Source organism: Vibrio sp. Vb0667 (genome assembly GCF_033391095.1).
In genome coordinates, this window is sequence record NZ_JAWPOL010000023.1 from 1 (window position 1) to 22,579 (window position 22,579).

General features: G+C 45.9%; 17 protein-coding genes. 6 read left to right on the forward strand and 11 right to left on the reverse strand.

Features of this window, described 5'->3' with window-relative positions:
* Window positions 1-93: 93 nt before the first annotated feature.
* Window positions 94-1,197 carry a cell division protein ZapE gene (gene zapE, locus R8269_RS17590; protein WP_005387411.1) on the reverse strand — a complete coding sequence of 368 codons (1,104 nt, stop codon included), beginning with the start codon at window positions 1,195-1,197 and terminating at the stop codon, window positions 94-96.
* A gap of 195 nt (window positions 1,198-1,392) precedes the next feature.
* Between zapE and zapG the strand changes: the two genes are divergently transcribed.
* The 3 genes from zapG to degS all read left to right on the forward strand — a co-directional run bounded on the left by zapG (window position 1,393) and on the right by degS (window position 4,659).
* Window positions 1,393-1,836, forward strand: a complete 444-nt coding sequence (gene zapG, locus R8269_RS17595; protein WP_005379861.1) for a Z-ring associated protein ZapG — start codon at window positions 1,393-1,395, stop codon at window positions 1,834-1,836.
* Window positions 1,837-2,036: 200 nt separating this feature from the next.
* The gene (locus R8269_RS17600) at window positions 2,037-3,404 is read left to right on the forward strand and encodes a Do family serine endopeptidase (protein WP_025768400.1); all 1,368 of its coding nucleotides are present in this window, start codon (window positions 2,037-2,039) and stop codon (window positions 3,402-3,404) included.
* A gap of 190 nt (window positions 3,405-3,594) precedes the next feature.
* Complete coding sequence (gene degS, locus R8269_RS17605) at window positions 3,595-4,659, forward strand: outer membrane-stress sensor serine endopeptidase DegS (protein ID WP_017633606.1); 1,065 nt, start codon at window positions 3,595-3,597, stop codon at window positions 4,657-4,659.
* 37 nt (window positions 4,660-4,696) lie between these two features.
* Here the strand turns inward: degS and parC are convergent, their stop codons facing one another.
* The 6 genes from parC to nudF form a co-directional block, all read right to left on the reverse strand.
* Entirely contained in the window at window positions 4,697-6,982 is a 2,286-nt protein-coding gene (gene parC, locus R8269_RS17610) for a DNA topoisomerase IV subunit A (protein ID WP_017633605.1), read from the reverse strand.
* Window positions 6,983-6,985: 3 nt separating this feature from the next.
* Entirely contained in the window at window positions 6,986-8,866 is a 1,881-nt protein-coding gene (parE, locus tag R8269_RS17615; protein ID WP_005387417.1) for a DNA topoisomerase IV subunit B, read from the reverse strand.
* Window positions 8,867-9,115: 249 nt separating this feature from the next.
* Window positions 9,116-9,700, reverse strand: coding sequence for an esterase YqiA (gene yqiA / locus R8269_RS17620; RefSeq protein ID WP_017820245.1), 585 nt, complete (start codon window positions 9,698-9,700; stop codon window positions 9,116-9,118).
* A gap of 47 nt (window positions 9,701-9,747) precedes the next feature.
* Window positions 9,748-10,554, reverse strand: a complete 807-nt coding sequence (cpdA, locus tag R8269_RS17625; RefSeq protein WP_167415010.1) for a 3',5'-cyclic-AMP phosphodiesterase — start codon at window positions 10,552-10,554, stop codon at window positions 9,748-9,750.
* A gap of 61 nt (window positions 10,555-10,615) precedes the next feature.
* Window positions 10,616-11,059, reverse strand: a complete 444-nt coding sequence (locus R8269_RS17630) for a DUF1249 family protein (protein ID WP_017633603.1) — start codon at window positions 11,057-11,059, stop codon at window positions 10,616-10,618.
* The gene (gene nudF, locus R8269_RS17635) at window positions 11,059-11,709 is read right to left on the reverse strand and encodes an ADP-ribose diphosphatase (RefSeq protein ID WP_005379881.1); all 651 of its coding nucleotides are present in this window, start codon (window positions 11,707-11,709) and stop codon (window positions 11,059-11,061) included. The genes R8269_RS17630 and nudF overlap by 1 nt, the downstream gene beginning before the upstream one ends.
* Window positions 11,710-11,938: 229 nt before the next feature.
* Between nudF and tolC the strand changes: the two genes are divergently transcribed.
* On the forward strand, window positions 11,939-13,303 hold the full coding sequence (gene tolC / locus R8269_RS17640) for an outer membrane channel protein TolC (RefSeq protein ID WP_017820248.1): 1,365 nt from the start codon (window positions 11,939-11,941) through the stop codon (window positions 13,301-13,303).
* A 177-nt stretch (window positions 13,304-13,480) separates the two neighbouring features.
* On the opposite strand, the gene hldE is transcribed toward tolC, so the two are convergent.
* From hldE to R8269_RS17655, 3 genes are all read right to left on the reverse strand, one after another.
* On the reverse strand, window positions 13,481-14,911 hold the full coding sequence (gene hldE, locus R8269_RS17645) for a bifunctional D-glycero-beta-D-manno-heptose-7-phosphate kinase/D-glycero-beta-D-manno-heptose 1-phosphate adenylyltransferase HldE (RefSeq protein WP_258476713.1): 1,431 nt from the start codon (window positions 14,909-14,911) through the stop codon (window positions 13,481-13,483).
* 67 nt (window positions 14,912-14,978) lie between these two features.
* Window positions 14,979-17,822 carry a bifunctional [glutamate--ammonia ligase]-adenylyl-L-tyrosine phosphorylase/[glutamate--ammonia-ligase] adenylyltransferase gene (glnE, locus tag R8269_RS17650; protein WP_149192029.1) on the reverse strand — a complete coding sequence of 948 codons (2,844 nt, stop codon included), beginning with the start codon at window positions 17,820-17,822 and terminating at the stop codon, window positions 14,979-14,981.
* A 113-nt stretch (window positions 17,823-17,935) separates the two neighbouring features.
* Window positions 17,936-19,192, reverse strand: a complete 1,257-nt coding sequence (locus R8269_RS17655) for a methyl-accepting chemotaxis protein (protein WP_005379890.1) — start codon at window positions 19,190-19,192, stop codon at window positions 17,936-17,938.
* 105 nt (window positions 19,193-19,297) lie between these two features.
* Between R8269_RS17655 and R8269_RS17660 the strand changes: the two genes are divergently transcribed.
* A complete protein-coding gene (locus R8269_RS17660; RefSeq protein ID WP_005387432.1) occupies window positions 19,298-20,071 on the forward strand; it encodes a potassium channel family protein in 774 nt (257 codons plus the stop codon).
* A gap of 41 nt (window positions 20,072-20,112) precedes the next feature.
* Here the strand turns inward: R8269_RS17660 and R8269_RS17665 are convergent, their stop codons facing one another.
* Window positions 20,113-21,645 (reverse strand): inorganic triphosphatase, encoded by a 1,533-nt coding sequence (locus R8269_RS17665; RefSeq protein WP_005379894.1) that lies wholly within the window; start codon window positions 21,643-21,645, stop codon window positions 20,113-20,115.
* A 212-nt stretch (window positions 21,646-21,857) separates the two neighbouring features.
* On the opposite strand from R8269_RS17665, the gene R8269_RS17670 reads away from it, so the two are divergent.
* Complete coding sequence (locus R8269_RS17670; RefSeq protein WP_005379896.1) at window positions 21,858-22,538, forward strand: TIGR00153 family protein; 681 nt, start codon at window positions 21,858-21,860, stop codon at window positions 22,536-22,538.
* Window positions 22,539-22,579: the final 41 nt, after the last annotated feature.

Sequence of the window (22,579 nt, forward strand, 5' to 3'; positions counted from 1 at the left end):
GTCGCAGGATTATAGAGAAGAGCGAAGAAAAAATCACCTTTTTTTGCGCCAAATCACTAATTTTTTCTTCACTTTTTTAAGAACCCATTGGATCTAGGCCAAATGTTCACGCGCGAGATACTCATGACTTTGCATCTCAGTAAGCCGAGACAAACAGCGCTTAAATTCGAACTCTAACTGCCCGTCAGTATATAAATCGGCCATTGGCACTTCAGCAGAAATAATCAACTTAACATTGCGCTCGTAAAACTCATCGACCAGCGCGATAAAGCGTCTCGCCGCATCATCTATTTTTCGGTTCATTTGTTGAACATCTGCCAGTAATACCGTGTGGTAAATACGAGACAATTCAATGTAGTCATTTTGACTGCGAGCAGTTTGACACAACTGAGCAAACGACGCATGCAGCACCCCGTCGCTTGCTTCAATCACCGCTAGTTGACGGTGGTTAACTTCGATTTGATGAGCAACAAACTGACGCTCTCCAGTCAGCTGCTGATAATATTTGTTAAGGTTTATGCTAGCCTGCTCATCAAGCGGGTAATGGTATATTTCAGCCTGTTCTAACGTTCTTAAGCGATAATCAACGCCACTATCGACATTCAACACTTCACAACGTGCCAAAATCATATCGATCGCGGGCAAAAAGCGCGCTCTTTGCAAACCGTTACGATATAAGTTCTGCGGCTCAATGTTTGAAGTCGCGACTAGGATCATCTGCCGCTTGAACATTTCTTGAAGTAGCGTTGCAAGGATCATCGCATCAGTAATGTCGGAAACAAAAAATTCATCAAAGCAAACCACATCGGCTTCTTCTTTAAATTTATCCGCCACTTTTGATAGCGGATTTTCGACATCACCTAACAGCTTCAACTCATCATGTACTCGATACATAAATCGATGGAAGTGGACGCGCATTTTTCTTTGGGTCGGTAAAGCATCAAAAAATGCATCCATAAGGTAGGTTTTACCGCGACCTACCCCACCCCAAAAGTAAAGGCCTTTTGGTGGTTCAGGCTTGTCGATTTTTTTCCCCATTAGCTTTTGCCATTTGGAAAGCTGAGGAACAGGCGCTGACTGAAATTCAACGATAGCATGGTAAAGCTTGTCTAATGCAACGACCGCTTGATACTGAGCTTCATCACGCTGAAACCCGTGTTCTGCTATGTCTTTTTGATATTGTTGTAGTGGTGTCATCGTATTAAGTCGTATAGAGGTATAGAGAAAAGGGTTACCTCGGGGTCAACTTTGAGAATAGAGAGAAGTAGTTATCAGTCCCCGAAGACATACTGCTATTTTTCTTTATCGGCTGTTCAAGCCATAGTAACATGGACGAGCACCGCGTGTAACTAAGTAGTAAAAGACTTGTTAAAACAACTATAAGGAGCAGTTATGCCTTGGATTTATGCCATTGTGGGTTTGCTGGTCGGTACAATCGTAGGCGTAGTCATTAGTAGACTAACCACCCCTGAATACAAGAAACAAAAGTCTGTGCAGAAAGAACTTGAAGCGGCCAAGTTTGAATTAGAGCAACAACGTCAAGAGCTCGTCGATCACTTTGCACAAACCGCAGAAATGTTGGACACCCTAGGTAAAGATTACACCAAGCTATACCAACATATGGCCAAGACCTCTTCTGAGCTTTTGCCAAACTTACCAGAACAAGACAACCCGTTTGATAAGAAAACGGCAATGTCGTCTGAAACCATTGCAGAAGATCAACCAGAGTTTAACGAACAACCAAAAGACTACGCTAATGGCGCCACCGGTCTTTTGAAGGATCAAGAGAAAGAAATCATTAATGCTCCCGAAGCGGTAACCGCAAAAGCATCATAATCCTCTCTTACTTCTATCTAGGGCCGATACATTTGTATCGGCCCTTTTTTGAACTTTTTCCCCTCACCTTCGCTCTAACTTGGGTGTGCACTGCCTCCCCTTTTGATTGTCCGAACTAGACCCTATATTAGTTATTAACAAAGTGAACTAACCGTTCGGATATTTCTTTTTGGCAGACATGTTTCAAGAGGAGTTATTGGATGAAAAAACCACTGCTTGCGCTCACCGTTCTATCTCTGAGTTTGGGTTCGATTATTGCCCCAGTTCAAGCCACTGCCGCATTACCTTTGAATGTGGATGGCCAACAGTTACCTAGCTTGGCACCAATGCTTGAGAAGGTGACCCCAGCTGTTGTGAGTATTGCTGTAGAAGGTAAACAAGTACAAACCAGCCGCATTCCCGAGCAATTTCAATTTTTCTTTGGCCCAGATTTTCCTATGGAACAAAGGCGAGAGCGCCCGTTCAGAGGTTTAGGGTCTGGTGTCATTATTGATGCGAAGAAAGGCCATATTGTCACTAACTACCATGTGATCAAGGGCGCAGATGAGATTCGAGTTCGCCTCTTTGACGGGCGCGAGTATGACGCTACGCTCGTTGGCGGTGATGAAATGGCCGATGTTGCGTTACTTAAATTAGAGAAAGCGAAAAACTTAACGCAGATTAAAGTCGCGGATTCCGACAAACTGCGTGTCGGTGACTTTACGGTTGCGATTGGTAACCCATTTGGGCTCGGTCAAACCGTAACTTCGGGTATTGTTTCAGCCCTTGGCCGCAGTGGCTTAAACGTTGAAAACTTCGAAAACTTCATCCAAACCGATGCCGCAATTAACAGCGGTAACTCTGGTGGTGCATTGGTCAACCTTAATGGTGAGCTGATCGGTATTAATACTGCGATTTTAGGCCCTAACGGCGGTAATGTGGGTATTGGCTTTGCGATTCCATCAAACATGATGAAAAACCTCACTGATCAAATTCTAGAGTTTGGTGAAGTCAAACGCGGCATGTTGGGTGTGCAAGGTGGCGAAGTAACCTCTGAGCTAGCTGATGCATTGGGTTACGAGTCGAGTAAAGGGGCCTTTATTGGTCAAGTCGTACCGGACAGCGCAGCCGATAAAGCAGGGTTAAAAGCCGGTGACGTAATTGTATCGGTGAACGGCAAAGCGATTAATACTTTCTCAGAGCTCCGCGCAAAAGTGGCAACACTGGGCGCAGGTAAAGAAATCACATTAGGTGTGGTTCGAGATGGTAAGAATAAAACCTTTGATGTAACGCTTGGCGAATCTACGAATATGAAAGCTAAAGCGGAGACATTACATGAGGGACTCAAAGGTGCGGAGTTAAGCAATACAACACCAAGTGATGTAATCCAAGGTGTTAAAGTATCGAGCGTTGCAGATAACTCTCCAGCAGCTCAATATCAATTACAACAAGGTGACATTATTATCGGTGTGAACCGTCAACGAGTGAAAAACCTTGCCGAGCTTCGTACAATCGTAGAGAAACACAAAGGTGTACTGGCTCTTAATATTCAACGTGGTGAACGTACTATTTATCTTGTCATTCGTTAACCACTTTCAAAGTGATAGAAAATAAGGTTTTCGATGCATAGTGCTGAGTGATAAGGCTCGATCACTTTTCCTTATCGCTCAATAACTAATGAAAAGGGCAGCGCGATGACGTGCTGCCCTTTTGTTATTTTTCAATGTAATGCTATTCTTCATCTTCGATGCCATTTTGGCGCTCACGCATGGAGAGGATATGCTCAGCTTTTTATTACGTTCTGTCTTTTTAGGCTTGGCTACTGCCGCAGTGGTATTACTGGCGGTTCCATCTTTGCGCAACAACGTAATTCCTGCCGCGCTTGATCCTCAACCTGTTAATATCGCATCAGTCGAGTTGACGTTTAATCAAGCGGTCCGAAGAGCAGCGCCTGCAGTGGTAAACATCTACAGCCGTAAGTATGTTGAGAATGATCGCAGTAAACTCTCGACTCAAGGTCTGGGGTCAGGTGTCATTGTTAGTGAGAAAGGCTACATCATTACTAACTATCATGTGGTTGCTCAAGCTGATCAAATTGTTGTGGCATTACAAGACGGCAGAGCCGCAGCGGCTCAGCTCGTAGGGACAGATAAACGTACTGATATAGCCGTGCTGCGTGTCGAAGGTTCGAATTTGCCCGTAATCCCTCTGAACTCTAATTACAAACCACAAGTGGGCGATGTAGTACTAGCCATCGGTAACCCATACAACCTTGGACAAACCACAACGTTCGGCATTATTTCTGCCACAGGTCGTTCATCTATTAGCGATGGTCGTCAAGCATTCATTCAAACCGATGCCGCCATCAATGAAGGTAACTCTGGTGGAGCCCTAGTGAACACACAAGGCGAGCTCGTCGGCATTAACACCGCCTCTTTTCAGCAAGCGACAGACTTAGAAACTTACGGTATTTCTTTTGCGATCCCTGCGCCGCTAGCCAGTAAGATCATGCAGAAAATCATCGCTGATGGCCGCGTGATTCGTGGTTATATTGGAATCGACGGCCAAGACATTAATGCGGTCACTGCTCGCCTACTTGGAAATGAACACATAGGTGGTATTGTCGTACTTGGTATTGATCCAAATGGTCCAGCCAATGCGGCAGGCTTCCAAAAGCAGGACATCATTATCAGCATTGATGGCAATAAAGTGCAAGGGCGTCAGAGCGTTATGGATATCGTTACCGATTTACGTCCTGGCACCACCGTGGACGTCGGTATCATTCGCAAAGGAAAAGAGATGACCTTGAAAGTCACCATTGCCGAAGACAAGCAAGAAGCATAAAAAATCCCAGCCATTGGCTGGGATTTTTATTTGTGCGTTACTCGCTATCGCTCGGTGTTTCCGTCGTATCGGAATCATCTAGCTCAACTTCAATGCGAGTGACTCGCTGCAAACCTCTCGGTAGTAGCCCGCCTCGGCGACCACGTTCGCCACGGAAGTTATCAAGGTCAGACGGTTTAAGACCCAACTTTCGCTTACCCGCGTACAGCGTTAACGATGCACCTTTTGGTAAAGACATTAAGTGAGATAGTACTTCTTCTCGCTCTTTTGCTTTAGCAGCAGGAATGTTGATGATCTTATTCCCCTTACCTTTCGCCAGTTGTGGCAAGTCTTTGATTGGGAACAGCAGCATGCGACCTTGGTTAGTGATTGCTAAGATTTCATCAGAGTCTAAATCTTCAATCTCTTTTGGCGTCATGATCTCAGAGTTGGCAGGTAAAGTGACGAGCGCTTTACCACTGCGGTTTTTAGACAGCAAGTCCGCGCCTTTACATACAAAGCCGTAACCTGCATCTGAGCCCACCAGCCACAGCTGATCTTCTTCACTCATGATGACTTGGCGAATACTGCTACCAGCCGTAATATTCAAGCGACCGGTAATCGGCTCACCTTGACTACGAGCAGAAGGCAGTGAGTGCGATTCCAGAGAGTAACTTCGACCGTCACTACCTAGGAATACCGCAGGCTGATTACTCTTACCTCGAGCATGCGCTAAATACTTATCACCCGACTTATAGTTTAAGCCTTCGGCATCCACGTCATGGCCTTTCGCGTGACGAATCCAACCTTTCTCAGAAAGCACAACCGTGATTGGCTCACTTGGTACGAGGTCACGTTCAGTCAGCGCTTTTGCTTCTGCACGCTCAACCATTGGAGAGCGACGGTCATCACCGTATTTCTCTGCGTCTGCTTTGATTTCTTTTTTCAGTAGTGTGTTCAGACGACGCTCAGAACCGAGTAGCTGTTCTAGCTTCTCACGCTCTTTCTCTAGCTCATCTTGCTCACCACGGATCTTCATCTCTTCTAGTTTTGCTAGATGACGAAGTTTGGTATCTAAAATTGCATCCGCTTGGATATCGGTAATACCAAAGCGTTCCATCAGCACCGCTTTTGGATCGTCTTCAGTACGGATGATCTCAATCACTTCATCTAGGTTGAGGTAAGCAACCAACAAACCTTCCAAGATGTGTAGACGAGCCATGACTTTGTCTAGGCGGTGTTGTAGACGACGACGCACAGTCGTACGACGGAACTCGATCCACTCAGACAGAATTTGCACCAGACCTTTAACTTGAGGACGGTTATCCAAACCAATCATGTTCAAGTTAACGCGGTAACTGCGCTCAAGATCCGTTGATGCGAACAAGTGGTTCATCAACAAATCACAATCGACGCGGTTTGACTTAGGCACCACAACGATACGCGTTGGGTTCTCGTGATCCGATTCATCGCGAAGATCGTCAACCATTGGCAGCTTCTTCGCACGCATCTGGTTAGCGATTTGCTCAAGCAGTTTGGCACCCGATACTTGGTGAGGCAAAGAAGTGATAACAATATCAGAACCTTCTTTATGCCAAACCGCGCGCATTTTGATGCTGCCACGACCGTTGCGGTAAATCTTCTCGATATCCGCTTGCGGCGAGATAATTTCTGCTTCTGTTGGGTAATCCGGACCTTTGACATACTGCATCACGTCCGGCAGTTCTGCTTTCGGGTTGTCGATCAAATGAATAGTCGCATCTGCGATTTCACGAACGTTGTGCGGTGGGATGTCTGTTGCCATACCAACGGCAATGCCGGTTACACCGTTGAGCAGGATGTGAGGCAGACGTGCTGGCAACATTTGTGGCTCTTTCATTGTGCCATCAAAGTTAGGTTGCCATTCAACCGTTCCCTGGCCAAGTTCGCCAAGCAATACTTCAGCAAACTTAGACAGTTTTGCTTCGGTATAACGCATTGCCGCAAATGATTTCGGATCATCTGGCGCACCCCAGTTACCTTGACCATCCACTAATGGATAGCGGTAAGAGAATGGCTGAGCCATCAATACCATCGCTTCGTAACACGCTGAATCACCGTGCGGATGGTATTTACCTAGCACGTCACCAACGGTACGTGCAGATTTTTTGTATTTTGCTGATGCAGAGAGACCAAGCTCTGACATCGCATAAATGATGCGTCGTTGAACCGGCTTTAAGCCATCACCAATGTATGGCAAGGCGCGGTCCATGATTACGTACATCGAGTAGTTCAGATAAGCGTCTTCAGTGAACTTGCGCATTGGCAATTGTTCGACGCCATCGTAGGTAATTTCTGTAGACATCCGTTACACCTCTGCCAAGTCGCCGTTGTTTTGTAGCCAAGAACGACGGTCATCTGCACGCTTTTTACCTAGCAGCATGTCCATCATTTCCATGGTCGCCGTAGAGTCGTCAATGGTTAACTGCACTAAGCGACGCGTGTTCGGATCCATGGTGGTTTCACGCAACTGAAGTGGGTTCATCTCACCCAGACCTTTGAATCGTTGCACGTTGATTTTGGCTTTCTTCTTCGACAAGCGCTCTAAAATGCCATCTTTTTCATCATCATCGAGGGCGTAGAACACTTCTTTCCCGCAGTCGATTCGATACAGAGGCGGCATCGCCACATAGATATGACCCGCTTCCACTAGTGCGCGGAAGTGACGAGTAAATAGAGCACAAAGCAGCGTTGCGATGTGAAGACCATCCGAGTCCGCATCGGCAAGGATACAGATCTTACCGTAACGAAGACTCTCGAGGTTGTCGCTATCTGGGTCAATACCCAAAGCAACGGAGATATCGTGTACTTCTTGAGACGCAAGAACTTGATCGGCAGAGACTTCCCAAGTGTTCAAGATCTTACCACGCAGTGGCATCACGGCTTGGAATTCACGGTCACGTGCCTGTTTTGCCGAGCCACCCGCAGAGTCACCCTCCACAAAGAAGATTTCCGTGCGACTTAAGTCCTGTGCAGAACAGTCGGTCAACTTACCTGGCAGTGCCGGGCCAGAAGCCACTTTCTTACGTACGACTTTTTTCGCCGCTCGCATACGACGATGCGCGTTAGCGATACAGACTTCTGCCAATTGCTCTGCGAGCTGAGGCTTTTCGTTCAACCAAAGACTGAACGCATCTTTTACAACGCCAGAGACAAATGCCGCGGTTTGACGAGAAGAGAGACGTTCCTTGGTCTGGCCTGCAAATTGTGGATCTTGAATTTTAACCGACAGCACGTAAGAACAGCGGTCGAAAACGTCATCACCCGTTAGCTTCACACCACGAGGTAATAGATTACGGAACTCACAGAATTCGCGCATCGCTTCCAACAAGCCTTGGCGTAAACCATTAACGTGCGTACCACCTTGAGCGGTTGGGATTAGGTTAACGTAGCTTTCGGTGATCATTTCACCGCCTTCTGGCTGCCAAATTACCGCCCAGTTTGCCGCTTCAGTATCCGCCAAGAACTCACCAGTAAATGGTTCTTCAGGAATAACTGGATAGCCTTTTACACCTTCCGCAAGATAGTCTTTAAGACCGTCTTCGTAGTACCACTTATAGTCTTTGCCATTAACTTTGTCGGTTAATGTGATTTCTAAGCCCGGACACAAAACCGCTTTTGCGCGCAGGTTGTTGACTAAGCGCGTCACAGAGAAGTTAGCCGAATCGAAGTACTTCGCATCAGGCCAGAAATGTACGCTGGTACCGCGATTGCGACGACCACATGTGCCAGTTACGGTCAGATCAGACACTTTCTCGCCGTGTTCAAATGCAATTTCATACACTTGACCATCACGACGAACTGTTACTTCAACGCGTTTTGACAACGCGTTTACTACAGATATACCTACCCCGTGCAAACCACCAGAGAATTGGTAGTTTTTGTTAGAGAACTTACCACCCGCATGTAGCTTACATAGAATTAGCTCTACGCCTGATACTTTCTCTTCTGGGTGGATATCAACAGGCATGCCTCGACCATCATCGATCACTTCGAGTGATTGGTCAGCATGTAGGATGACTTGTACTTTTGAGGCATGTCCGGCTAGCGCTTCATCGACACTGTTGTCGATAACTTCTTGGCCCAAATGGTTTGGGCGCGCTGTATCCGTATACATCCCTGGTCGGCGACGTACTGGCTCTAAGCCATTCAGTACTTCAATGGCACCAGCATTATATTGTTCAGTCATAATACGGAATTATTCTCAAAGTTTACTTGTTGCCTGAGTATCACCAATGGGCGTACCCATACTCAGGAAACGAAAAAGCCACCCTGTTCACATCACTAAGAGTTTGTAAACATGATGCATAACAAAGTAGCCAGGGTCCTCGACCCTTAAGATCTTTTGGCAAAACATAGTCGGAAAGCATACCGCCCATGTCAAGAAACGGTTGGATATATCAATAAAAACTATGAGCCTTTTCCAATCGCTTTCGAATTACAGTTCTAGAAATTCGATAATCTGTGCAGGATAACGCTCAAAGCCTACAAAACTGTGATCACCGCCTTGTTCTACTGTTTGCTTAGCGTCTGCAAACTTATCTACCGCTTGTCGATAGTCTAAAACCTCATCTTCTGTTTGTTGCAATAACCAAAAAGAATGTGGCGACGCGATGCTTTGTACATCAAGAGCTTTTAACTCGTCAATATGACAAGCTTCAAGTGTATAGGTTTCATGCGTATATGGGTTAGTTTGCTTACCCAAATAATCTACTAGCAACTCATAAGGCTTGACTGCGGGGTTGACCACTACCGCTTTAAACCCAAACTTGTCATTTAGCCACGTTGACATAAAACCGCCTAATGAGCTGCCCACTAGACCAATTTTATAGTCGTCTTTATATTGCTCGATAATATCCAACAACATTTTCGCCGCTTGCTGAGGATAACAAGGTAACTGGGGAACAATCACCTTAATATCAGGCCTATGTTGCTCGCAGTAGGCTCTCATCACATTCGCTTTCATGGAGAGTGGAGAGCTATTAAAGCCATGGATATAGAGAAGAAGTGAAGGTTTACTCATAGATATCTCGCACAAAAAAGCGAGCCCGAACAGAGAGCTCGGGCGCGTTAGTAGCCGTTAGAAGAGAAGTCTGGTTGGAACTGGCCATCAGGAAGCCGACCTACTTGGGTCGTAATATCGCCACAAGCGTGTAGTTGCAGCTCCCGCCAACCAGGCGAAGTGGTATCAAGGGCAAAATCATCCGAGTTAGGCTTAAACTGAACACAAGTTGAGGGTGTTGCCATCACTCGAATACCCTTGTGAAGCACATTCATATCTTGATGAACATGGCCACAGAGAATGCCTTTCACGTTATCAAAACGCTCGACAACCTGCCAAAACGCTTCGGCATCTTTTAAAGTATGTTGATCAAGCCACGCGCTTCCCACCAGTAACGGGTGATGATGCAACAAAACAAGTGTGTGTCTTTCTGGGTGTTCGGCTAGCTTTTCTTCGAGTAGCGTTAATTGCTGATCACTCAAGCGCCCATGAGGAACGCCAACAACTTGCGAGTCTAAAAGAATTAACTGCCAATGCTCGCCAAGCAACACATGCTCTGCGGCTTTGATTTGTGGCGAAGGCAAAACACTGCCCATATTAGGCTTGTAATCATGATTACCAGGTAGCCAAAAGCAGTCTTTCTCTAGCGGTTCAATGCCGTTGGCAAAGCGCTGATAAGATTCTGCACTATGGTCTTGGGAAATATCGCCCGTCGCTAAAATGTAATCAAACGCCACGTTGCGGCGTAAAACATCAGCAACAACAGCATTGAAGCTATCGACTGTTTTTACGCTTAGCAAACTTCCCTCATCGGTAGCAAACAGATGAGTATCCGTAATTTGTAAAAGTTTGATGCTGTCACTAGATGATTGCAAAATGAAAACCTGATTCGTCCACTATATCGTTATTTGTTATTTTCCTTTAGTGACGTGACGATCAATTGAAGGCAAGTGGTGTTCTACTGATACCACTTCGTAAACAAAACGTCAGCCATTCACCGAGGAATGTGTTTAATTGATGCTTTTCATCTTTCTGCATCAGTTGGTCATTGGGATAATCATACTTAGCTTTTATGCGAGAGAACTCTCCGCTTGAGCATACTTCGGCTACTCTCGCATCATGATAAAGCCTGACAGACATCGTCGGTAAAGGAAACACTGGCGTTTCATCACTCTGACATATCTCAACAACTGTGGTGTATTTTGTGATTTCATTCACGGTCAATTGGTAAACCATGTTCGCCGCTTGGTAGCAACGTACATCCCCAACTTCGGCAGAAGCAGGCAATAAGGCGTTCAACTTAGCGTAGTTGGTCTCATACGTTCTCATAAGACCAGCTAAATCAACATGATATTGTTGTTTTTCAGCCAATTGTGCCATTACTCACTCTCCACCGTTTGGGATAGTCCCCATTCTGACTTTAACTCTTGATGGTGTAATTGCAGCCATTGCAACGCAATAATCGACGCACCATTTTCAAATTTTCCGTCCTTCACCCATTGATACGCCGTTTCACGACTCATGACATGAACGCGGATATCTTCATTCTCATAGTCTAAACCATGAATGCCGTGCGCTTTAGACGCATCCACTTCACCAACAAAGACGTCTAGCTTTTCCGAGCAACCACCAGCCGAAGGATAATAAGAAGTGACAGGTATAACGCGCCCCACCTGAATCCCCGCTTCTTCGACAGCCTCTCGACGAATTACGGCTTCAGCAGATTCATCGCGGTCAATCATACCGGCGACAATTTCTAGCTGCCAAGGGTGTTCATGTTCCAACGCGCCAATACGAATCTGTTCAATGATTACGACCTGGTCCGTCTTTGGATCATAAGGAAGCATCGCTGCTGCGTGACCACGCTCGAACATTTCTCGTTCAACAACTCCACTCCAACCACCAGCAAATAGCCTATGCTGAAAGCGGTATTTCACCATTTTGAAAAAACCTTCAAATAAGGTTTCTTTCGAGATGACTTTTACATCTCGCGAAGTAAAATCTTGTTGTTGTTTGTCACGCTGTTGCATTCAACACCTCTCTGAGTGAATCCTGTAGTTTACTCATTGTTATTCGCTTGCTCAAAGGACTTGGCTCAACTTTTTGTATAATAGTTACAAATTAATTTAAGTCTTTGCTAAAAATTTATTGCACAAGTGGATAATTACGTGTAAAAAAGTGCAAACTTTAGAGTAAATATCGTGCAAATTGAGTTAAACTACTGAGAATTAACCAATCTATGGACCGCGGGAATAGAAAATGAAAAAATTGCTTCCACTATTTATCAGTGCAGCGCTAGGTAGCATGAGTACGTCTGCGTTCGCAGACTCTTTGGCTGAAATCTACGACTTGGCAAAACAAAATGATCCACAATTGCTCAGTGTAGCAGCACAACGTGACCAAGCTTTCGAAGCAATCACCTCAAGCCGTAGTGCTCTATTACCACAAATTAACCTTACTGCGGGTTACAATTTAACTCGTGGTGACAACGATTATAACGATGGCGCTCTGGGCAAATCATCGAATGATCAAGATGCTCTAACTGCTGGGGTAAGTTTCTCACAAACTCTATACAATCGCGCATCTTGGATCTCTCTAGATACTGCTGAGAAAAGCGCTCGCCAAGCAGACGCGACTTACGCAGCGACGCAACAGGCACTGATCCTTCGCGTGTCACAAGCATATTTTGAAGTTCTACGCGCGCAAGATAATCTTGTTTTCGTACGAGCAGAAAAAGCCGCAGTGGGTCGTCAATTAGAGCAAACTAAACAGCGTTTTGAAGTAGGTTTGTCTGCAATCACTGACGTGCATGACGCACAAGCTCAGTACGACCAAGTGCTAGCGGACGAAGTGTTGGCAGAAAACGCGCTAACTAATAGCTACGAGTCACTGCGTGAAATTACAGGCCAAGAGCACAAAGATCTCAACATTTTGGATACTGGCCGCTTCACCGCTAGCCCATCGACCGTACCAGCTGAATCACTCATTGATGAAGCAAAAACCAAAAACCTGACCTTGCTATCTTCACGTATTCTTCAAGACATCGCGCGTGACAATATTTCACTAGCAAGCTCTGGCCACTTACCAACGCTCTCTCTAGATGGTGGTTACAATTACGGAGATTACTCAGGAACGGACAACACATTCAATAGTGGCCTAAACCGCAATGCCAATAGTGACCGTACTAGTGACAACTTCAATATCGGTGTGAACCTTGCTGTACCGCTATATACAGGTGGTAACGTAACCTCTCAAACCAAACAAGCTGAATACGCATACGTGGCAGCAAGCGAAGATCTTGAAGCACAGTACCGTAGCGTAGTCAAAGATGTTCGCGCACAAAACAACAACATTAACGCCTCTATCGGCGCATTACGTGCGTATGAGCAAGCGGTTATTTCTGCACGCTCTGCACTAGAAGCAACAGAAGCTGGCTTTGATGTAGGTACTCGTACTATCGTTGATGTACTGGACGCGACTCGTCGTCTATACGATGCGAACAAAAACCTATCGAACGCTCGTTACGACTACATTTTAAGTGTTCTTCAGCTACGCCAAGCAGTTGGTACGCTAAGCGAACAAGACATCTTAGACGTTGATGCAGGTTTGAAAGCGGCAAAATAACCGCGAATTGAATACTTCAGGTCTTAATAAATAAAAACGCCAGTTGAGTTATCAGCTGGCGTTTTTTATTACTTGTAGTTCAGAGCCTAAAAGTGTCTCTTAGCATCAAGTATCATAAAGGCCGCACTTAGCGACCTTTATGAGCAAATAGCATTTCAATGCTAACAAACAGCAGGCTTAGCCCTTACCGCCTTTGATTGCATTAATGATTTCACTGGTCGAGCAGCCATCTTCAAAGTTCAATACACGAACTTCACCACCCGCCGCAATGACTTCTTTACCACCAGCAATATCTTCTGGTTTGTAGTCACCGCCTTTTACTAGCAAGCTTGGTAGAACTTCTGAGATCAAACGCTGCGGCGTATCTTCACTAAATGGTACAACCCAATCCACAGCGCCCAAACCTGCCAACACCGCCATGCGGCGATCGGTTGGGTTTACCGGACGACCAGGGCCTTTAAGGCGTTTTACTGACTCATCGGTATTTACCGCAACGATTAGGCGATCGCCCAGTTCAGCAGCATGGTTTAAGTAAGACACATGGCCAGCGTGTAGAATATCAAAGCAGCCATTTGTCATAACGACTTTCTCGCCACGAGCACGTGCTTTTTTCACCGCTTCGATCAGTGCTTTTTCTGAAATAACACCGTAATCCGTGTCTTGGCTGCCATGTACCGCTTCTGCTAATTCAATCTCAGAAAGCGTTGACGTGCCTAGTTTACCAACCACAACACCTGCCGCTGCGTTTGCTAGTGCACACGCTTCTTCAAATGATTTGCCTGCGGCAACAGACGCTGCCAATACAGAGATAACCGTGTCGCCCGCACCTGTCACGTCGTACACTTCTTTCGCTTGAGTTGGAAGGTGGAACGGTTCCTGGCCACGACGAATCAAGGTCATTCCGTTTTCGCTGCGTGTCACTAAAAGCGCTTCAAATTCAAACTCTTCAACCAAAGCCAGTGCTTTCTCTACTAGCTCTTGGTCAGATTTCACTTTACCTACAACGTCTTCGAACTCTTTCATGTTTGGCGTAAGAAGTGTTGCGCCACGGTAGCGTTCAAAATCCGCACCTTTCGGGTCAATGAAAACCGGAATATTTGCTGCGCGCGCTTTTTGAATGTATGCCTGAACATGCTCTAACGAACCTTTTGCGTAGTCAGACATAATCACGGCTTTAACGTTTGGCAGTGCGGCATCCATACGTGATAGCACAGGTGCAGAATCTGTGTTTTCAAACTTGTCTTCGAAGTCGAGACGAATAAGCTGTTGTCCACGGCTCATTACGCGAAGCTTCGTAATCGTTGGGTAATCAGGCAGTGCAACGAAATCGCACTTCACATCGAGTGAGCTCAGCGTCTCCGTCAGCACTTTTGCAGGCTCATCTTCCCCAGTTAGACCAACAATGTGAGCATGGCCACCTAGTGATGCGATGTTCATCGCAACGTTCGCAGCACCACCAGGACGCTCTTCATTGTTTTCTACTTTTACAACAGGAACCGGCGCTTCAGGAGAAATGCGCCCGGTTGGGCCATACCAGTAACGATCTAGCATGACATCACCGATGATGAGCACACCAGCGCTGTTGTAATCAGGTAGAATTGGTTTCATTGTTGGTCTCCAAAAATTAAATCGAAGTGAGTTTATCACAGCCCTTATCGAGGCTAAATATATGGTCTTAACTGAACCACTGATTCCAAGCCTGTTTTACCCACTCCCTTTCGGCAACAAACTTGTCTTCCACCACATCAGCGTCTAAATTGAGTAGATTTCGTCGGTGTATTTCGTTGCGCATTGTCGTGTAAGCACGTATCAACTGCATTGCTTGGTCTTCGTCCATGACATTTTGCGCAATGAGCGTTTCAAAGATGCGCACATTATCACACCAACGCGTCAATTTCGGCTTATCGTGACTATAGTTGAGCACTAGGTACTGAGCGAGAAATTCGATATCGGTAATCCCACCCACATCTTGCTTGAGCATAAAGCGGCCTGGCTTTTTCCCCCCAAGATGACCGCGCATTTTTTCTCTCATTTCGACAACGTCTTTTTTCAGTTCAGCTTGATCGCGTGCTTTGCACAACACATCATGCCGCGTATTGTGAAATGCGATCGCCAGTGGTTCATCACCATAAATCATGCGCGCGCGGACAAGTGCTTGATGCTCCCATGTCCACGCGTCTTGATGTTGATAGTCGTCGAACGCGTCCGTTGGGCTAACCAACAAACCCGATGCACCGGACGGACGCAATCGGGTATCGACCTCGTATAAAATACCGGAAGCGGTGCGAGTGGAGAAAATATGAATGATACGCTGTGCTAAACGAAGGTAGAACTGACGACCATCAATCTCTTTTTTGCCGTCAGTGTAGACATTGACTGGGCAGTCATGCATGAAGACAATATCCAAGTCGGAGTTATAGCCGAGCTCCCACCCTCCGACTTTACCATAGCCAATTACAGCAAAGCCTTTGCCTTCACGATCTTTCACATGCGTTGGCTCGCCATACTTTTCAGATACTTGCAACCAAGCCTGACAGATCACCGCATCCACGATAGCTTCCGCTAAATAAGTTAAATGGTCACTCACTTTCATCACTGGCAATGCGCCAGCAATATCTGCCGCTGCAATACGCAAAATACAAATTTGCTTAAACTGACGCAACGCTTCCATTTGCTGTTCCATATCATCTTCAGGAATACGCGCCAAATAATCACGCAGCTCTGTACGGTAACTGTCTAATGGAATGGGATTGTACAGCTGCGCAGGGTCGATTAACTCATCAAGCAAGATAGGATAACGAGACAGCTGCTCTGAAATCATTGGGCTTGCGGTACACAAACGTACGAGCTGCACCAGAGCCGCTGGATGCTCATCCAATAATTCCAAGTAAGTTGTGCGAGTGCAGATGTTGTGTAGCAAATGAAGTACACGAGATAAACCAAACTGTGCATCAGGATGGGCAAAGACCGCATCAAACACTTTCGGCATCAAACGATTGAGCACTTCGCGTCCACGTGGGCCTAACGTTTTTTTGGCCAGATCGGTTTTAAAGTTGATGATGGTTTTCGCGCATGAAGCAAAGTCTTCAATCTGAATATCCTGCTGCAAGATATGCTCAAGAACGTCTTGTTTGTCGGCCATATCCCATAGCTCATGAAAATGACGAGCAACGGTAGTCCCCTCGTCTTCTTCATCATCACCAATTAGTGATTCAAAAACTTGGTGAACATTTGCCATATGCTGCTGGGTTTGCTCAATTAATTGCTCCCAACAGCTCATTTTCATCGCGGTGGCGAGCTTTAAGCGTTCGGTTTCGCAATCAGGCAGCGTCTGGGTTTGCTTATCCGCCATTGCTTGCAACAAGTTTTCTAATTGACGCAAGTACTTGTATGCGGCTTCTAGATCGCTGACTTCTTGTGGAGTAAGCAATGCCAGCTCTTCAATGCCTTGCAGCGTTTCCAACAGCCCTCGATTACGCAAAGAAGGCTCTCGACCACCTCGAATTAATTGAAAAACTTGAGCGATAAATTCAATTTCTCGGATGCCACCCGCACCTAGCTTAATGTTGTTATTCAACCCTCGGCGGCGAACCTCGCTACTGATCATCGACTTCATTCGTCGCAAAGATTGAATCGCACTGAAATCAATATAACGACGAAAAACAAAAGGGCGCAGCATTTGGCGTAGCTCTTGATACTGCGGGTACATCTCACATCCCATCACCCGAGCTTTGATCATCGCGTAGCGTTCCCAATCTCGCCCCTGTTCTTGGTAATAATCTTCAAGTGCGGCATAGCTCATTACCAAGGGGCCACTTTCTCCAAATGGGCGAAGTCGCATGTCGACGCGGTAGCAAAAACCATCGAAGGTTTGTTGGTCGAGCGCTTTGATGATGCGTTGACCAAGACGAGTAAAGAACTGGGCATTGGCAATGCTTCGGCGTGCGCCTTGGGTTTCGCCATTCTCTGGGTACGTGAAAATTAGATCAATATCGGAAGAAAAGTTTAGCTCGCCACCACCCAGTTTCCCCATGCCGATAATTAACATCGGCTGCACTTCACCGTCCTCACTTGTTGGCGTGCCCCACTCCTGACAACACACTTGATATTGCCATTGATAGGTTTCAAAAATCATCGCTTCTGCCAACTCAGATAAGTGGCTTAAAGACGTCTCTAGAGACCATGCATGCGTGAAATCCTTCCACGCAATGTACACCATTTCTCGATTGCGAAACTGACGCAATACGCGATGACCAGACATCTCATCAGGACATTGTTCCAACAGTTCAGCAAGGCGTGAGCGGTAAGACTCCTGACGACTTGGCTGCGCTAACATACTTGGCAACTCACGGGCTAGGACTTCATCGCGATGAATGGCTTCAGTTATAAACTGGCTTAAGCCCGCCACATAACGAAATTGCTGCGCAACCTCATCGGGCCAAAGGGGAAAATAACCTGCGTCTTGGGCGTTTTGTACGGCAGATTCAGCGATAGAAATCAGTGGCGAAGGCAGCTGCATTTTTCTTCCTTGTTTGAAAAGCACGGTAACTCATTCTTTATACCAGACTGAAAGCAAATAAAAACGCCCACAAAAGGTTTGTGGGCGTTTTATCAAAAGTTCGGGATCGAATATTAAACTTGGAAAGATTTGATCTTCTTGTCTAGCTCACCTGCATTATTTTGCATCATTTCAGAGGTTTCTAGCAGCTCGGTAACAACAACAACTGAGGCTTCAACCAACTCACGTACATTGGTGAGGTTTTGGCTCATCTCTTCTGCAACACTGCTTTGCTGACCAGACGCCGTCGCGATCTGGAAGTTCATGTCATTGATTTGCGTCACTTGCCCAACAATACCATCGAGCTCAGATCCAGCATTAGAAACCAGCTCGTTTCCATCTGCCGCTTCTACAACGCTTTTTTCCATGAGTTCTACCGCAGATTCAGCACTGGTTTGCAGCTGTGCGATCATCTCTTGAATTTCTACCGTCGCTTGTTGTGTACGTTGGGCAAGGTTACGAACTTCATCTGCAACCACAGCAAAACCCCGCCCAGCCTCGCCAGCTCGCGCCGCTTCAATCGCCGCATTCAGTGCAAGCAGGTTGGTTTGTTCAGAAATGCCTTGAATCGTCCCTACAACGCTACCAATGGCTTCAACACGTTCTTCAACTTGGTTAACCGCTTGTGCCGATGAAGCGATATCCGACGAAAGTTCACTCATTTTCGCCATTGTACTTTGCAAGAACTGCTGACCAGAAATTGCTTGTGCGGAAGCTTGCTCTGTTAGAGAAGATGCCGTCTGGGCATGTTCCGCAACCGTTTGGACCGTCGACGACATTTCACTCATCGCCGTAGCAAGTTGATCAATTTCGTTAAACTCTTCTTGCGCCGATTCCTTCGTTTCCGACATGCTCAGCGTCATGACTTCGGTGAGCGTTGATAATTCATCAGACGCATTAATTTGCATTTGAATCACATCGTGCAATTGTCGACGTGTCTTTTCTAATTCACGTGCCACGTCTCCGTATTCATCTTTACAATCCATACCAAATGGAACAGAGAGGTTCTTGCTCGCCATCAGTTTGATCGCGTCGCTCAGATACTGTGTTTGACGCAACATCACTCTAGCCGCCGCTAATAAGAGCACGACAAAAACCACAATCAATAAGGCGGTTTGCCAAGCAACTTGCGTTAAATATGCTTCATAATGCTGTTGGGCAACTTGCGCGTTTTGTGTCGCCGCTAAAAGTGAGTCGTAAAAAGTGTTTGCGTCCCACAGTTGTTTTGCCACGATCAGGACAGTACTGAAGACCATCAACATGACCATTTTAGGCACCAGTCGAATGTCGGATATGACCCTTTCCCATGGCTTAAATGCCAGCTTTTCCATTGTCAGTTCTCCACCGAGTCTTATATAGTCTTTATCTATAATCTTTATATTACTTATAGTTATGTTCGCGCTTTGCGTGGTTACGCGATTTATTTTGAGCTTCGTATGAAAAACAATGATATCAAAGACAGCACACGACCGATGGGCCTGTTGTCACTAATATTGTCTTTTATGGCACTATTTGTGATCTCTGGCTTGTTGTTTTTCCCGATCGATCACGAAACCCGTCAAGTTCTTATCGGTCTGGATTTCATAATCTGTAGTATTTTTCTACTACAGCTCACCATTGATTTGATCCGGTCCACAGATCGCTGGTTATTCCTTAAACGTCATTGGATAGATTTCGTAGCGAGCATCCCATTGATAGAGCCCCTGCGCTTTGCTCGTATTTTTCATATTATGCGAGTGGTATTAGTACTGCGTTCGTCAAAGTTCATTTTGCATCAGCTCAAAGAAAACCGCCGCGAAACCACGGTCGCCTCTATACTGCTATTGATGGTTATCCTCATAACACTCGGTTCTAGTGCAATGCTGTTTATCGAAGCGAAAAACCCAGAAGCGAATATTCGTACTGGCGCCGATGCTTTGTGGTGGGTATTTGTAACAATCTCAACGGTTGGTTACGGCGATCATTATCCAGTGACCTCCATAGGAAAGTTTTTGGCTGTCATCATCATTGTTTGCGGGGTGGGTATCTTTGGTATGATCTCGGGTCTTATCACCTCTATCCTTACTGCCCCAACGAAACAACAGACGCACAGTTCAATCAATAAAGAACGTATGCTCGAGCAGCTCCTAAGCCAACAAGCGCAAATACTAGAACGACTCGATTTCATGGAAAAAGAGCTACAACAACGTAAAACAGAGACAAAAAAATAGGACCATGCGGTCCTATTTTTTTGTTCTTATCACCAGAACGATCATTCACGCCAATAAGGCTGAACTTCCACACTGATCGCTCGGGTTTGATCCATTGCATGCAAAATTGAGCGCTCTTGACGGTGCAACCAGCGTTCTAACTGCTCTTTTTCTGCGTCTTCCAGCATATCAACCAACGGGAGTAAGTGGTTCAGCATTAGCAGATCATCGATACCATGCACTAGATCCGCCCATGGTAAACGGAAGCTGTTACGCTCATCCGAGTTATACAAACTCGCGAAACCAATACCAGTATAGAGGTTACGCAATAAGCGATAACGCTGATCAACGTACTCTTGCGCCGTCAAATCGCGCTCTGCTGGGAAAGCTTCCATTAGCTCAGCCCAAGTGCGATCGAGCTGAGTAACTGAAAACGGCATGATGTTACTTGCCATTTTTTCACGTGCTTTTTCATCAAGAAATGGCTGCCAACCGCGTGCTAAGATCCAGCGGCTTAGATCCAGCAGTAACCCTGTGTAACGCGCGGAATTGAGCAACCCTAGCACTTCTTCACGGCTTGGCAACTCTTGTAACTGCTGAGTCAGCTCAGATACTAAGAACTTACGCGCATCCAACTTACGCAGCACATTGCCTTTGTCATCTAAGAGCTCTTCAAGGTGTGCATGCTCATCTAACCAACTCAGTTCTTCTTCCAACCATTTAAGCTCTTGGCGCAGAATCGCACTCGCGCGACGAGGGACAATCCCGCCAAAAATAGTCAATGTTTGACGAATGAAACGAATGGCATTACTGATTTCACGCAGTGCTTCCACGCTGTCACGCTCAGCATAAATTTGCTCGTGATAATGCCAATGAGACAAAGCGTGCTCTAAAGAGTTGATCAAGCAAAATTCAACGGTATCCGTCGGACTACTGTCCACAAGTGCCAATGATTTTACTTCATCACCCGCATAACCGCTTGCAAGTCGATAACCTTTCGCCGCTTTGCTCAAGTTACCCAAACGCATACCGCCTTGCTCGCAAAAGCTGCGTGCCAGCGTGAATAAAGCTTCGGTTTGGCCTGACTTAAGTTCCAGTTCAACTTCGCAAATCGGCTCTTGCTTCTCTTCTTCGTCTTCACCTTTGGCTACAACTAAGCCTTGGTCAAAGGCAACTTCAATCTGACTGCCATCGGGCATGCCAATCAGCCATTGTTCACGTGTGAAGTTGGTCGAGAATAATGGCATAAGCTCGGATTGCAGCGTTTCTGCATCTTTACCTGGAGGCCAAATATCTAGAGGATGAAGCGACAGATTAGGCTCGTCGCTAGTGTGCTCAGCATTGTATTCTGGTCTTTGATGTAAGCCTGCGACGACGCGTCCTGCTGTCTTTACGGTTTGGACGAATACATCATCAAAACGGCGAATTCTTAAACCAATGTCGTGCTTTCGAAGCCATTTATCGGCAGTATCAAAATAGGTGTTACCCAAGTCACGACAACTATGCTGAAGTACTTTTGTCTCAGAAATTTTTTCTTTTAAAGTTTCTGAAAATTCAGGAGAAACAAAAAACTTCAGTTCTATTTCGGTTTCCATAGCTATACCTTTCAAAGCAGATAGAAACAGGATATTGCGTAATTTCTCACACGGCAAGAGAGAAATATCGCCGGATTGATGATCTAAAACAGTTTTAATGAGCGATTTAATGCGTTACCATGCGCGCCTTTATAGCCATCGTTCAACATTTCGCCAAGCACTCAGAAATGGTGTATGTTTTTTTAAGGTTATAGTTATTAGGTTGAATGACCATGCCAGTAAATACAATTATGGGGTTATTTGCAAAGTCCCCAATTAAGCCTTTGCAACGCCACGTTGTGTGTGTCAACGAATGTTGTTCACACTTGGTGAAATTCTTTGAAGTATCTTCAAAGGGTGATTGGGAAAAAGCAGCAGAAATCCGTGCACAAATTTCTCACCTAGAGAAAGAAGCGGATGTGCTGAAACGTGAAATCCGTCTAAAACTGCCTCGCGGTTTGTTCATGCCAGTCGACCGTACTGACATGCTTGAGCTTTTGACTCAACAGGACAAACTTGCAAACCTGGCAAAAGACATTGCTGGCCGTGTATATGGTCGTCAACTTGTCATCCCTGAGGCTCTCCAACCAAACTTCCTCGCTTACGTTCAACGTTGTCTTGATGCTGCCGATCAGGCGCAAAAGGTAATCAATGAACTTGATGAATTGCTAGAAACCGGCTTCAAAGGCCGTGAAGTGACGCTCGTCGCTGAAATGATTCATCAATTAGACGTTATCGAAGATGATACCGATGCCATGCAGATTGAACTTCGCCAACAGTTGATGGTGATTGAAGCTGACATGAACCCTATCGATGTCATGTTCCTGTACAAGATTCTTGAATGGGTAGGTGGTATTGCCGACCAAGCGCAGCGCGTAGGTGCTCGTTTGGAAGTCATGCTATCTCGATCTTAAAACATAAAGTTAACGACATAACGAAGAGCATAATTAACACG

Coding starts and splice junctions, on each gene's coding strand:
- parC (WP_017633605.1), bottom strand. CDS start 6,982: ATGTCTACAGAAATTACCTACGATGGCGTCGAACAATTGCCAATGCGC.
- glnE (WP_149192029.1), bottom strand. CDS start 17,822: ATGCAGCTGCCTTCGCCACTGATTTCTATCGCTGAATCTGCCGTACAA.
- yqiA (WP_017820245.1), bottom strand. CDS start 9,700: ATGAGTAAACCTTCACTTCTTCTCTATATCCATGGCTTTAATAGCTCT.
- nudF (WP_005379881.1), bottom strand. CDS start 11,709: ATGCAACAGCGTGACAAACAACAACAAGATTTTACTTCGCGAGATGTA.
- R8269_RS17670 (WP_005379896.1), top strand. CDS start 21,858: ATGCCAGTAAATACAATTATGGGGTTATTTGCAAAGTCCCCAATTAAG.
- hldE (WP_258476713.1), bottom strand. CDS start 14,911: ATGAAACCAATTCTACCTGATTACAACAGCGCTGGTGTGCTCATCATC.
- degS (WP_017633606.1), top strand. CDS start 3,595: ATGCTCAGCTTTTTATTACGTTCTGTCTTTTTAGGCTTGGCTACTGCC.
- R8269_RS17600 (WP_025768400.1), top strand. CDS start 2,037: ATGAAAAAACCACTGCTTGCGCTCACCGTTCTATCTCTGAGTTTGGGT.
- R8269_RS17660 (WP_005387432.1), top strand. CDS start 19,298: ATGAAAAACAATGATATCAAAGACAGCACACGACCGATGGGCCTGTTG.
- parE (WP_005387417.1), bottom strand. CDS start 8,866: ATGACTGAACAATATAATGCTGGTGCCATTGAAGTACTGAATGGCTTA.
- tolC (WP_017820248.1), top strand. CDS start 11,939: ATGAAAAAATTGCTTCCACTATTTATCAGTGCAGCGCTAGGTAGCATG.
- R8269_RS17630 (WP_017633603.1), bottom strand. CDS start 11,059: ATGGCACAATTGGCTGAAAAACAACAATATCATGTTGATTTAGCTGGT.
- R8269_RS17655 (WP_005379890.1), bottom strand. CDS start 19,192: ATGGAAAAGCTGGCATTTAAGCCATGGGAAAGGGTCATATCCGACATT.
- R8269_RS17665 (WP_005379894.1), bottom strand. CDS start 21,645: ATGGAAACCGAAATAGAACTGAAGTTTTTTGTTTCTCCTGAATTTTCA.
- zapG (WP_005379861.1), top strand. CDS start 1,393: ATGCCTTGGATTTATGCCATTGTGGGTTTGCTGGTCGGTACAATCGTA.
- zapE (WP_005387411.1), bottom strand. CDS start 1,197: ATGACACCACTACAACAATATCAAAAAGACATAGCAGAACACGGGTTT.